Annotated in this window: 10 protein-coding genes and 1 tRNA gene; 8 read left to right on the top strand and 3 right to left on the bottom strand. The window is 54.1% G+C overall.

The window, feature by feature from the left end:
- The first annotated feature begins 25 nt into the window (after positions 1–25).
- Complete coding sequence (locus C0U40_RS07770; RefSeq protein ID WP_180957650.1) at positions 26–970, top strand: diguanylate cyclase domain-containing protein; 945 nt, start codon at positions 26–28, stop codon at positions 968–970.
- 577 nt (positions 971–1,547) lie between these two features.
- On the top strand, positions 1,548–1,766 hold the full coding sequence (locus C0U40_RS07765; protein WP_101655183.1) for a hypothetical protein: 219 nt from the start codon (positions 1,548–1,550) through the stop codon (positions 1,764–1,766).
- A 140-nt stretch (positions 1,767–1,906) separates the two neighbouring features.
- On the opposite strand, the gene C0U40_RS07760 is transcribed toward C0U40_RS07765, so the two are convergent.
- Positions 1,907–2,299 carry a response regulator gene (locus C0U40_RS07760; RefSeq protein WP_101655182.1) on the bottom strand — a complete coding sequence of 131 codons (393 nt, stop codon included), beginning with the start codon at positions 2,297–2,299 and terminating at the stop codon, positions 1,907–1,909.
- A gap of 188 nt (positions 2,300–2,487) precedes the next feature.
- On the opposite strand from C0U40_RS07760, the gene C0U40_RS07755 reads away from it, so the two are divergent.
- Positions 2,488–4,548, top strand: coding sequence for a PAS-domain containing protein (locus C0U40_RS07755; RefSeq protein WP_101655181.1), 2,061 nt, complete (start codon positions 2,488–2,490; stop codon positions 4,546–4,548).
- Between the two features lie 155 nt (positions 4,549–4,703).
- Positions 4,704–6,353, top strand: a complete 1,650-nt coding sequence (locus tag C0U40_RS07750; RefSeq protein ID WP_101655180.1) for a PAS domain-containing sensor histidine kinase — start codon at positions 4,704–4,706, stop codon at positions 6,351–6,353.
- Between the two features lie 156 nt (positions 6,354–6,509).
- Here C0U40_RS07750 and C0U40_RS07745 read toward each other — a convergent pair.
- Positions 6,510–6,586, bottom strand: a tRNA-His gene (locus tag C0U40_RS07745).
- A 104-nt stretch (positions 6,587–6,690) separates the two neighbouring features.
- Here C0U40_RS07745 and C0U40_RS07740 point away from each other — a divergent pair.
- Both C0U40_RS07740 and C0U40_RS07735 read left to right on the top strand, forming a co-directional pair.
- A complete protein-coding gene (locus tag C0U40_RS07740; RefSeq protein WP_101655179.1) occupies positions 6,691–6,879 on the top strand; it encodes a DUF6324 family protein in 189 nt (62 codons plus the stop codon).
- Positions 6,880–6,964: 85 nt separating this feature from the next.
- On the top strand, positions 6,965–7,825 hold the full coding sequence (locus tag C0U40_RS07735; RefSeq protein ID WP_101655178.1) for an urea carboxylase-associated family protein: 861 nt from the start codon (positions 6,965–6,967) through the stop codon (positions 7,823–7,825).
- Positions 7,826–7,897: 72 nt separating this feature from the next.
- Here the strand turns inward: C0U40_RS07735 and C0U40_RS07730 are convergent, their stop codons facing one another.
- Positions 7,898–9,862, bottom strand: a complete 1,965-nt coding sequence (locus tag C0U40_RS07730; RefSeq protein ID WP_101655177.1) for a protein meaA — start codon at positions 9,860–9,862, stop codon at positions 7,898–7,900.
- 206 nt (positions 9,863–10,068) lie between these two features.
- Here C0U40_RS07730 and C0U40_RS07725 point away from each other — a divergent pair, with 206 nt between their 5' ends.
- Together C0U40_RS07725 and C0U40_RS07720 are read left to right on the top strand one after the other, a co-directional pair.
- Complete coding sequence (locus C0U40_RS07725) at positions 10,069–11,448, top strand: 1-acyl-sn-glycerol-3-phosphate acyltransferase (protein WP_101655176.1); 1,380 nt, start codon at positions 10,069–10,071, stop codon at positions 11,446–11,448.
- Positions 11,449–11,543: 95 nt separating this feature from the next.
- Positions 11,544–12,461 (top strand): manganese-dependent inorganic pyrophosphatase, encoded by a 918-nt coding sequence (locus tag C0U40_RS07720; RefSeq protein WP_101655433.1) that lies wholly within the window; start codon positions 11,544–11,546, stop codon positions 12,459–12,461.
- Positions 12,462–12,524: the final 63 nt, after the last annotated feature.

Here is a 12,524-nt window from a genome sequence, read left to right as displayed (position 1 = left end):
GCAGAGTTATTCAGGTCTTCAGTCCGTGTTTGATACGGTCCTGCCGTTTCATATGGTTTCAGATCCGAACGGAACGGTTCAGCACGCGGGACCAAGCCTTCTGAAACTTTTTTCGAACAGGCAGGTGATCGGCGCTGACGTTTTCGACTTGTTCAAAGTCCGTCGTCCGGCTGGAATTTGCGATGTGTCCGGTCTTCTGGATGCAGAAGGAGAACGGCTGACGCTTTCAGTTCCCGATCTTGGTCGCGCAAAATTGAAAGCGGTTGCTGTCGGTCTTGGGCAGGGTGCGCTGCTGATCGATCTCTCGCTCGGGGCTGGCGTGCTTGATATCGTCAGTCGCTGCAACCTTACGAACAAGGATTTCTCACCAGCAGACCCAACCCTGGATATGATTTACATGATGGAAGTTCAGTCGTTCGTCTACCAGCAGCATAAAGCCCAAAGTCAGAAATTGCAGGGCGCACGTGTGCTTGCAGAAGAAGAAGCTTCTACAGATGCCCTGACAGGTCTTGCGAACCGCCGTGCACTGGAAAGTCATATGACGCGCCTGCTCCGTCGCAAGAAGGGCAAGGGGTTTGTACTGATGCAAATCGATTTGGACCATTTTAAAGCTGTGAATGACACGTACGGCCACGCGGCAGGGGATATGGTGCTTCAGGCTACGGCGGACAAGTTGCGAAAGCGTATGCGGGCAACCGATCTTGTCGCGCGACTGGGGGGGGATGAATTTGTGATCATCATGACCGAGTGTGAAACTGTGGAAACAGTCCGATCCATTGCTGGGAGGGTGATAGACGACCTGAAACAACCTGTCCGCTTCGAAGGCGTGACCTGCCGCGTCGGTGCGAGTGTTGGCGCAACTGTTGTTCCTGCCGGTTCGCGCCGGACAGCCGGAGATATTCTGGCGACCGCTGATCAGGCTCTCTACACCTCCAAGGGTCGCGGTCGCGGTATGGTACACGTTCAGTAAAGCGATGCCTCATTACCGTCACATTCCTAGCCAAACGGGGAAAGAATCGGGGGGCGACGTTGGGGAAACTGCTTCAAATATCCACCGGAAACGGGTGCTTCCAGCCCGAAATGAGGCCCAAATGGGGCGTATCGGGCAAGTGAAACGCAGTGTTTCCAAGGGGTGTATAATCGGAGAGAACCTTCACTTTCGTCAAAGCTCAGCGAGTGTAAACGGGATTTTTCGAGGTAGGAAACCAAGGGGAAGGTCCAGGTTTCAGTGTCTTCTATCCATTTGATTTCAATATATACTTCTGATTTCCGTTATGATCTTTCGTATAGGAAATTACAGTATTTATCGGAAGGTTATGCTGCCGCTGCGCCGTTTCCTTTTGCAGCGTTCTGGCCCCTCAATTTCCCAGATTTTGTCCAAAATTGCCGTAATTCGGGGGCAAGCCAATGAAATGTGGAAGAATTTTGTTCACTGGAAACCGAATTTTTGGTAATTTCAATTCACCGCTTCTTTGGCGGGATTGTACAGACAGACGGTTCTCTGGTTCCTTTCGGACCGTCGCTTAAAAGAGTGTGAGAGTAAAAAGATGAAACCTATCAAACCAAGCGCCATACCCTCTAATCGCCGTTTTGTGCTGGCAGACAAGCTACGCCCGCAAATCTGGCACGAACGTCAGAAAACCGAATCCGATTTCGGAGCGCCAACCCCTGCAACTCGCCGGTTTGACGGCCGCGACGAGGGAATGACCCCCGATCCCGAATTGCAAAGCGCCATTAAAGATGTGCTGGCAGGTTTCAACGCCTGAAATGACAATGGCGCAGATTTCAGGTTAGCCCTGACGCCATAGATGATTATGTTTCGCCCGGAACGCGCGCAGTCACACTCGTGCAGCAGTTCCGGGCTTTTTATTTTTGCAATATATGCTTTGGCAGGCCGTTAACCGCGTTAAGCGTTCTGACTTGCCGCTTTGAAGATTTCGCTCAACTGCGTGGCCAGCGTCATGGGGTTGAACGGCTTTGAGATGATTTCCAAAGCATCGGTCGTTTCCAGCAACCGGCTAGAGGCCTCGGAGGATTGTGCTGTCATGAATACGGCAGGGGTATTCGCGAACTCCGGTATCTTGCGGATGTGCGCCAGAACTTCATCGCCCGTCATATTCGGCATCATCTGATCCAAAAGGATCAGATCCGGTTTGAATTTGCGGATATTCTCAAGGGCTTCGCTGCCTTCGAGGTACTGATCAAGCTCCATCCCACCGACGACCTCTAGGGCCATCTTGGTGATTTCCTGAATATCTTCGTCATCTTCGACGTGTAAAACACGTTTCAATTCAGTCATTGCTGCGATCCGTCTAAAAGATTTTGATGCAGCGATTCAGTTGGAAATGCAAGCAGAAGTTGTGCGTGTAGCAAAATTGCAACCAATTATGTTAATTTCAGGTGGATTGAGGTGTCTCGGGAAAATAACCTTAGCGTGCAAAATGAATGTGCGTAAAACTTAAAGAAAAAAAATAGGCGCATGTTTTCATGATGGGTATGAAAAATAGTGTCCGTGCAGTTAAGAAAACAAGTTTTCTGCAGGCGGCATTTCTTTTGATCGGTTTCGGTGGCATCATATATGCCAACGAAGTTAATAATCTGCAAACTGAAAAAGCAGAATTGCGTTCTGAAATGAACGACGTGGCAGATGATATGCGCCGCGAGATCGAATCCCAGTTTGGCAAGGCTGTTCTTTTGGCACAGGCGATTGGCGTTGCGATTGAAATAGAACCCGAAACTTTCGGTCAGGCGCGTCTATCTATGATTGCTGAAAAGCTTACGGACCACGATACAAGTGTCATCAATATCGCTGTGGCGCCCGATCTGGTTGTTGAATATGTCCATCCGGTGGAGAAGAACGCCTCTGTTATCGGGTTGAATTACCGCGAAAATGGTGCCCAGTTCGCTGCGGCCCTACAGGCGTTTATGTCCGATGAACCTGTTCTTGCCGGACCATTGGAGCTTATCCAGGGTGGGACAGGTTTCATCCTGAGAAACTCGATTGAGATGACCCAAGCTGCCGATGCAAGTCAGAGTAATTGGGGTATTATTTCAATCGTTCTCGACAAAGACAAATTTGTTCAAACGTTACACTTAGGCAGGGTCGATGCTTCCGTTCCCCATATTATGGCCATTCGCCGTGTGAACGATGATGGCAGTAACCGCGTGACTTACGATCCGATTGACGGAGATCAGGCGATTTTCGACAAAGGCGCCGTTGTCGTTGATGTTCCTGTACCGTCAGGGATGTGGCAGATTGCGGCACAGCCACCGGCAGGCTGGCCACTGGTGTCCCAGAAGTTTTTTCGGAACGTTCTCTATTTCGGTATAGCCTTTGGCAGTATCGTTGCTGTCTTCTACCTGATTGCCAAATTGCGCAGCGGACGCAAGGTTGTCGAAGTCAGGATGCGTAACGCCTTAGAAGCCTGCGATCAGGGGTTTGCCCTTTACGATCCGCAGGATCGACTGATCCTCTGCAATTCTCGTTACATGAGCGACAATAGTCTGAGCGCTGCACTGCTGGCAAAGAAACCCACTTTTGAAGAGTTGATTCGAATCGCGATTTCAGAAAATCGCTTTACGGACGACGCGGTTAAGGACGAAGCATGGATTCAGGAACGGGTCCGGATGCGCCAACAGCCGACTGCCGTGCAACATGCACGCTATCCCGGAGGACGTTGGCTGAAAGTGAATACCAAACGGCTCGATGACGGCTGTTTAATCGTATTCACCATGGACGTTACAGAAATTATCAAGGCCAAAGAAGCGGCCGAGGTTTCTGAAATTGCCAAAACCCGCTTTATGGATGCAGTGAGCCACGAACTGAAAACGCCTCTGAGTATCCTTTTGGGATATAACGCATTTTTAGAAAATCCGACGCATCTTAAATCTGTTGTTGCGTTGCGAGAGCAGGCGCTGGCAGACGAATTGCAGCATGTCAGTGCTGTCACCGAAGAAGTGCAATCTCATGCCCAACGTATTTCCGCCGCTGGAGAGCATCTGCATACCCTGATTAACAAACTTCTGGAGTTCACCCAGAAGAGCAAAGACGTATGTACCGGTCAGGGCAAGGACTTCAGAGCCGGACAGTTGGTTGGCCCGATTGCAGAACGGTTCCGGAATGAAGCCTCCGGCAAAGGTCTGGAATTCTCCGTTGTCATTGAAGAGACCAATATTCACGCTGATCCGGTCTATGTGGATCGCTCTCTCAGCCGGATGATCGAAAATGCGATCCGGACCACAGAGAGAGGGTCTGTAAAGATTTCTGTCCATCCCGAGGGAGACGAGGTGATCATCAAAGTGCGTGATACCGGTGCCCAGGTCCTGACTTTGATGGATGGAGCCCAGTCAAACGCTGAAAGTTTCCAGTCGGATCTGGTGAACTTTATCAAAGGGGATGACCCGGATTCCGATTTGCCGAACCCCGAAAGCATGGGTGCGCGCATCACAGTCGAAATTGACAGGGATATTGGCAAGCTGGTCACATTGGTTTTGTCCCGTACTGAAGTGCAAAACCCTGCACCTATAGAAGAACGAAAGGTCGCTTGAAGGTTTAGTGTGTAACAGGAGCAACAATCTTAAATGTTTTGCACGAGATTCCGATTGTTTCCCTATTTATGACAATATCACGACGTAGCTTCTTTTGTTAACAGGACACGCGCTCTCTTCTGGGGGGAGGGGAGCACGCAGGAGGATGGAGCCGAATGAGCGTTTCAGATTACAACAAAAAGGCGAAAGCCGGAAATTTTGTAGTTGCCGTGGCGGTACTCGTCTGCGGTATAGCTTTCGTTCTTTACCGCGTCGGGTTGCTGTCCAAAATGGTCTCGCTCAACGATATGGCCACCGCGCTTGGCGTGGTTGTTGTTGTATTGCTCTTTGGTCTGGTGGTTGCCTATCAGTGGCACATCAACGCGCAGCGTCGCGAGATTATGGACCGCGACCGTGAAATCTCTTTTGTGCAGTCCGCTATGGATATGCACAGCGTCGTTACCGTTACGGACGAGAATGCGACCATTCTGTCCGTGAACGACAAGTTCCTGAAAGAATTCGGCTACACCAAATACGAGGCCATCGGGAAAAAGATGGATTTGATTCATGCCAATCTTGGCGATGAATCGGTGTTTGAAGACATTCTGAAGGCCACGAAAGAAGGGCGCAGTTGGGAAGGGCGCCATCCTGCCCGGACGAAATCCGGCGAGATCCGTTATTACCGCGCAACCATCGTGCCGCAATTTGATGATAAGGGCGTGCATGTGGGAAATGTTTCCATCCGGCACGACATCACTGATTTGCGCAAGGCGGAAGAAACAAAACGTACCAACGCAATCCTAAGTAAACTGCATGACGAAGTTTACATCTTCGATTCCGAAACGCTGGACATCGTATATATGAACGAACGGGCTTTGGAGCGGTGTGAATGGACGGCTGAAGAAAGCCTGACAAAGCGGGTGCTGGATACAGAGGCAGGGTTTAACGAAATGGCCTTCCGCGCCCATACCCAACCTTTGATGGACGGTAGCAAGAGCTCGGTGGTGATCGCGGTGAAGCAGGCCAAGGGGTATGTAGAGGTTCACACCAGCCTTTTGGAACAGCTTGACGGGACAACCGTGTTTGTTTCCGTCGCGCGGGACATCACGGATCGGATGGCGATTGATAAGGCCAAGATGTCTTCGGTTTCTGTGGTCAGCCACGAATTGCGCACGCCGATTACTTCTATCAAAGGATCACTGCAACTGCTTGAAGCACAGGCTTCAACGACCTTGAACGACAGTTCGAAATCGCTAGTCTCGATAGCCCTGCGCAATTGTGACCGGCTGATGTTTATTGTGAACGACATTCTCGATATGGAAAAAATCCATTCCGGGAAAATGGAATACAACCGTCAGGCAAATAGCCTGAACGGGTTGTTGGAAGAATCCATTGAGGTCAACAAAGGGTATGGCGACCAGCACGGCGTCAAATTCAACTACGTGCCAAGCACGGACGAGGCCCTAGCCAATTGCGACCATGACCGGATGATTCAGGTGATGTCGAACCTGATGTCGAACGCGGTGAAATTCTCGCCCGAAGGCAGTACTGTGGAGATTGCCCTGCACGATAACGTAAAGAACTGGTGTATCTCTGTGGCCGACGAAGGGCCGGGAATCAAACCCGAAGACCAGACCCGCCTGTTCGAGAGTTTCTCGCAGGCAAAACCGGCTGATGGTAAAAAACGGGTGGGTACGGGGCTCGGGCTCGCTATTACGAAGAAGATTGTGCAGCATCACGGCGGGACACTGGGGCTGAAAAGCGAGGTGGGGAAAGGGACGACATTTTATGTCTACCTTCCCAAGCTGGAGCAGATGGCAGCCTGATAAAACAGGCTGTGCCTGCAAGGCACGTAATCCCGCCGGATAAACCGGACTACATAAATTATGTGAGATCGCGATGGTGTGCGGCCGATCTATCCCCGCCCATGCGGGGCTGGCGGCCCTGTCCCGTATATCGGTGCGATGTGAAAAGGGGGAGGGTGGTACCAGCGCCCCGGCTCGAACGGGGGGCCTCTTGATCCACAATCAAGCGCTCTAACCTACTGAGCTACGCCGGCACTGGGGCTGCGTTTAAACTTAGCTTGAAGGAATTGCAAGACTGATCTGGCTTGAAAATGCATTGAATTTCAGATAGCGCCAGATCAATCATCAGGAGTGTGACATGGGTATCAATACAGAACGCGATATAGAGGCCAATTTGCAGATCGGACCAACCACAGACGGGATGGTGCGTCTGTTTATCGAGGGCGACGGGGTGGAGATTCCGCTCGATTTCGATCCCGAAGAGGCACTGGAAATCGCCGAAGAAATCAAGGCAGCGGCGGCTCAGGCGGCTGCGGTTTCGAAATAACAGAATCGGGGCGGGCGCGGGTCCGCCCCGTTCTTTTCAATCCACAGATTGACACTGCGCGGGCGAGGGGATCAAACTCCGGCGCATGAAGTATCCGCCACAACACCCCGCCCCCGATGACGCTGCTGCAAGGCGTGCGATTCCCCCTACTGTTTGCTATCCGGTCGACAGCCTGCCGCGCCCTGATATGGCGCTTTATGCTGCGGCAAGGACCGGCATGAAGAAGGTGGACGAGCTGTTGGTCCCTGCAAGGGATGCCCGCTGCTGGAGCCTGCCGGCGGGCCATTTCTGCCGCATTGTCAGCGTTGAGGGGCCGCAGGTCGGAGATCTGAACCTCTGGCACCGCGACGACCTGTCAGAGCGGTTTTTCTCTGGTAAAACCCGTGCCTTACACGGGACCCATGTCTCAACCGGGGACCGGCTCTGGTCTACAATCCCGACAGTGCGTCCGCTGGCAACGGTGACGGATGATACGCTCGACTGGTATGGATGGGACGAATATGGCGGATCGGTGCATGATGTGATCGGAACCCGTTGTGACCCTTACACCAACCATACCCTGAACGGGGTGGATTACCACTACTGCTGCCATTCCAATCTCAGCCGCGCCCTGTCAGATTATGCGCAACTGCCGGTGCAAGAGGCAGAACTGCTGGTCCACGATGTGTGCAACGTTTTCATGGCCACAGGGTTCATGCCCGACACCAAGCAATACTACATGAAGGCCAGCCCCGTCCGTCCCGGCGACTATTTCGAGTTTTTTGCAGAAACCGATCTGATCGGCGGTCTGTCGGCCTGCCCGGGCGGAGATTGTTCGGCCCAGCATTCAAGCGACACGGCGGCCTGTTATCCCCTGAAAGTAGAGGTGTACAAACCCGCAGAAGGGGCGCTGGAGGGCTGGGCACCTGCACCGCGCAACGGCTATTCACGCAGTCACGGGCGTTAGAAACGACAAAGGCTCCTTTGGAAAAGGGAGCCTCCGGCGGGAGTATTATTGGAACATTGAAGAGGGGCGGAGTTATTCTGCGGCCACTGCTTTGCTGTCCAGAAGGGCGACGATGTCCATCATGATTGTGTTCAGTTCAAAGTCTTTCGGGGTGTAGACTTTGGCCACGCCGAGCGCGCGCAGGTGGTTGGCGTCGTCTTCGGGGATGATGCCGCCCACGATGAGCGGTACGTCAGAGAGTCCCGCCAGTTTCATGCGTTTGAGCACATCCTCGATCAGCGGCACATGGGAACCGGAGAGGATCGACAGGCCGATCACATGGGCTTGTTCTTCCAGCGCGGCATTGACGATTTGTTCCGGTGTCAAGCGGATGCCTTCATAGGTGATGTCCATGCCGCAGTCCCGTGCACGCACGGCAATCTGTTCGGCGCCATTGGAGTGGCCGTCCAGTCCGGGTTTGCCGACAACAAACTTCAGGCGACGGCCGAGTTTGTCCGATACAGCGTCAACCGCCTCGCGGATTTGGTCCAGCCCTTCGGTCTGGTTAGAGACGGATTTGCCAACGCCGGTAGGGGCGCGGTATTCGCCAAAGACCGCGCGGATGGCGCTGCCCCATTCACCGGTTGTAACGCCTGCTTTGGCGGCAGCGATAGAGGCGGGCATAATGTTGCTGCCGTCTTGTGCGGCGCGGCGCAGATCGTCCAGCGCGGCTTTGACCGCGCCTTCGTCCCGATCCGCCCGCCATTGTTCCAGACGGGAAATCTGGTCGGCTTCGGCGGCTTTGTCCACCACCATGATCGCGCCGTCACCCGCTGTCAGCGGGCTGTCTGCCCCTTCGGTGTATTTGTTCACGCCGATAACAGTTGTATCGCCGGTTTCGATGCGCCCCAGTCGGGCGGAATTGGAGTCCACCAGACGGCCTTTCATATATTCGATCGCTGCGACCGCGCCGCCCATGCCGTCGATCTGGGCCAGCTCGTCCCGTGCGCCCTGTTTCAGGGCTTCAACCTTGCGATCCACCGCGGGGTTGCCGTCAAACAGGTCGTCATATTCCAGCAGGTCGGTTTCAAAGGCGAGGATTTGTTGCATCCGCAGGGACCATTGCTGGTCCCAGGGGCGGGGCAGGCCGAGCGCTTCGTTCCATGCGGGCAGTTGCACCGCACGAGCGCGGGCGTTTTTCGACAGGGTCACGGCCAGCATTTCGATCAGGATGCGGTAGACGTTGTTTTCGGGTTGTTGTTCTGTCAGGCCAAGCGAGTTGACCTGCACGCCATAGCGGAAGCGGCGCATTTTCGGGTCGGTGACGCCGTAGCGCTTTTCGCAGATTTCATCCCAGAGATCGACGAAAGCGCGCATTTTACACATCTCGGTGACAAAACGGATGCCGGCATTCACAAAGAAGGAAATACGCCCCACAACTGTAGCAAAATCCTCGGCAGGGACTTTGCCGCGTACATCATCCAGTACGGCCGTGGCAGTGGCCAGCGCGAAGGCGAGTTCCTGTTCCGGCGTCGCGCCTGCTTCTTGCAGGTGGTAGGAACAGACGTTCATCGGGTTCCATTTGGGGACATTGGTATAGCAGTAGGCTGCCACATCGGTGATCATCCGCAGGGAAGGTTTGGGCGGGCAGACATAGGTGCCCCGCGAAAGGTATTCCTTGATGATGTCGTTCTGAACCGTGCCCTGCAGCTTTTTGACATCCGCACCCTGTTCCTCGGCCACGGCGATATAAAGCGCCAGCAGCCAGGGTGCTGTGGCGTTGATCGTCATGGACGTGTTCATCTTTTCCAGCGGAATATCGTCGAAAAGAGCACGCATGTCGCCAAGGTGGGCCACCGGCACACCGACCTTGCCCACTTCGCCACGGGCCAGTTCGTGATCACTGTCATAGCCTGTCTGTGTTGGCAGATCGAAGGCCACAGAAAGGCCGGTTTGGCCTTTTGCAAGGTTGCCACGATACAGTGCGTTGCTGTCTTTGGCGGTGGAGTGGCCCGCATAGGTGCGGAAGAGCCATGGGCGGTCAGGTGTGTGTGTCATTTGATGCGACTCCGATCTGTGCTGCGCCGCAGCATAAGTTATAAAATTACCCGATTGCAAGCATCTGTATAATATTCGTGCGCAGAAAATTTCAAGTCGCGACGTGGCGATAGGGGCGGACTGTGCGCAACAGTCCGTTGCATCAGCTGTTACAGCGTAGAAGTAACAATTGGCGGAACGGGCAATTCGGTTTACATCTGTGCGGAATGTTTGAAACAGTTGAAATACAGGTCTGGGTCGTCTGGGTCGCGGGGTTGCTGGCACTGGCGGGGTTGCTGGACCGTATCCTTATGCCATCGGTGCGCTGGTACCTGCGCCGCCGTTTCAATCGTGCAATCGAACAGCTGAACACCAGACTGCAATTGCAAATCCAGCCTTTCAAGCTGACACAGCGGCAGGTGATGGTGGATCGTCTGGCCCATGACCCGCAAGTGATGGAGGCGGTGTTGGAGCATTCCAATGATGAAGGCATTCCCTATCATGTGGCCGCTGACATGGCGATGCGCTACGCCCGCGAGATCGTGCCGTCCTTTTCGGCCTTTGCCTATTTCGGCTTTGGCATCCGCTTTGCCCGTTGGTTGAGCCGCGCGCTCTATCGGGTGCGGCTCGGCTATGTGGATGAAACCGCGCTGCAAAACATGGACCCGAATGCGACGGTGGTGTTTGTGATGAACCACCGCTCTAACATGGATTATGTGATTGTCACCTTTCTGGCGGCGTCCCGTTCCGCGCTGTCTTATGCCGTGGGCGAATGGGCGCGGGTCTGGCCATTAAAGCAGTTGATTCGCTCCACAGGGGCCTATTTCATCCGGCGCAAATCGCGCAATCTGCTCTACCGGCGGGTTTTGTCCCGTTATGTGCAGATGGCCACAGCCGCAGGGGTCACACAGGCCGTTTTTCCAGAGGGCAGCCTGTCGCGGGACGGCAGCTTGCGTCCGGCCAAGCTCGGCTTGTTGAATTATATCGTGTCTGATTTTGACCCTGATCAGGAGCGGGACGTGGTGTTTGTTCCGGTGGGTGTCAATTATGACCGCGTGTTGGAAGATCGCGTGCTGCTGGCGGCGAACCGTGGGGAAAAGACAGGCGTTTTTTTCAAGCTCTGGACGTTTGTGCATTTCGTTGTGCGTCATTTGTGGCTGCGCCTGACAGGGCGGTTTTATAAATTCGGGTATGCCAGCGTCAGTTTTGGCGTGCCGTTGTCGCTTAAGGCGTTTCTGGCGGGAAAGGAAACGGTCAGTCACGAAAGGATGACCGCTGATCTGGGCAAAGCCCTGATGCATCAGGTCGGGCAGGTGATTCCGGTGCTGCCGGTGTCTCTGGTATCGACCGTGTTGCTGGAGCAGGGAGAAACCTCGCTGGATGCGGCAGAGGTGCAAAGGCTTGCAGAGGCTGAACTCGACCGGTTGATTGCCAATGGCGCTCATATGCATATCCCGCGCAAGCGTCTGGACTATGCGGTGGAGGTCGGGCTACGAATGCTGGTGCTGCGCCGTGCTCTTGTAGAGAAAGACGGGCGGTTTGTGCTTCAGCCCGAGCAACTGGACGTTGTGCGCTATTACGCCAATGCCATTGCCCATTTGCGCTGAGCGCAGGGGTGCAATGCACCCGTTGCTAGTGACAGGTGCCAATCGCACCGCTATAAGCGCCGCGAACACCCCAATTTTGCATGGAAATGATGAAAATGATCCAAGTTTTTGGCCATACGGCCCCCGATACAGACGCAACCGGTTCCGCAATCGTATGGGCCTGGTACCTGAACGAGATCAAAGGCCAGAGCGCCGCTGCCAAATTGCTGGGCACGCCAAACACCGAAGCTGCGTTTGTTCTGAAGCGCTGGGGTTTCGAGCAACCGGAAATTATTTCTGATGTGGCTGAAGGCGACGATGTGGTGATTGTTGACACCAACAACCCGGCCGAACTGCCAGCTTCTATCAATGATGCAAACATTCTTGAGATCATCGACCACCACCTGCTGGTAGGCGGGATCAAGACCAAAGGTCCGATCAACATCACCGTGCGCCCGCTGGCCTGTACAGCAACCATCATGGCAGACCTGATGGGCGAGGATCTGGCCAAGGCGCCGGATGCGATCAAAGGCGTTATGCTGTCCTGCATCATCTCTGACACGCTGGAATTCCGCTCCCCGACCACAACGGAAACAGATGTGGCGCGAGCGAAATCTCTTGCTGCGGAACTGGGCGTCGACATCTCGGAATATGCTGCCGAAATGTTTGCGGCGAAATCCGATGTTTCTGCGTTTTCTGACGCGGAACTGCTGCGTATGGACTCCAAAAAATACGAAGTCGGCGGCAAGGAGTTCCGTGTGTCCGTTCTGGAAACCACCACGCCTGCAATCGTTCTGGACCGCAAGGCAAGCCTGATGGACAGCATGACCGCTGTAGCGACCGAAGATGGTGTCGATCAGGTTCTGCTGTTCGTCGTGGACATTCTGAACGAAGAATCCACGCTGCTGGTGTCCAACGATCTGGTAAAAACTGTTGCTGAGAAATCCTTCGGGGTGACTGTTTCTGGCGACACAGTGATCCTGCCGGGCGTGGTCAGCCGCAAGAAACAAATCATTCCGCAACTGGCTGTCTGAAGCCGGTTACAGCGTTGACGTTACGGGAAGGGGGGCTTGGCCCCCCTTTTTTCATGCGCGTAT

Source organism: Neptunicoccus cionae, assembly GCF_002860325.1.
Classification (GTDB): domain Bacteria; phylum Pseudomonadota; class Alphaproteobacteria; order Rhodobacterales; family Rhodobacteraceae; genus Amylibacter; species Amylibacter lutimaris.
The sequence above is the reverse complement of the archived record's forward strand: the minus strand, read 5'-3'. Positions and strand labels throughout refer to the sequence as shown.

Coding starts and splice junctions, on each gene's coding strand:
- C0U40_RS07740 (WP_101655179.1), top strand. CDS start 6,691: ATGGGTATCAATACAGAACGCGATATAGAGGCCAATTTGCAGATCGGA.
- C0U40_RS07730 (WP_101655177.1), bottom strand. CDS start 9,862: ATGACACACACACCTGACCGCCCATGGCTCTTCCGCACCTATGCGGGC.
- C0U40_RS07755 (WP_101655181.1), top strand. CDS start 2,488: ATGATGGGTATGAAAAATAGTGTCCGTGCAGTTAAGAAAACAAGTTTT.
- C0U40_RS07750 (WP_101655180.1), top strand. CDS start 4,704: ATGAGCGTTTCAGATTACAACAAAAAGGCGAAAGCCGGAAATTTTGTA.
- C0U40_RS07760 (WP_101655182.1), bottom strand. CDS start 2,299: ATGACTGAATTGAAACGTGTTTTACACGTCGAAGATGACGAAGATATT.
- C0U40_RS07765 (WP_101655183.1), top strand. CDS start 1,548: ATGAAACCTATCAAACCAAGCGCCATACCCTCTAATCGCCGTTTTGTG.
- C0U40_RS07720 (WP_101655433.1), top strand. CDS start 11,544: ATGATCCAAGTTTTTGGCCATACGGCCCCCGATACAGACGCAACCGGT.
- C0U40_RS07725 (WP_101655176.1), top strand. CDS start 10,069: ATGTTTGAAACAGTTGAAATACAGGTCTGGGTCGTCTGGGTCGCGGGG.
- C0U40_RS07735 (WP_101655178.1), top strand. CDS start 6,965: ATGAAGTATCCGCCACAACACCCCGCCCCCGATGACGCTGCTGCAAGG.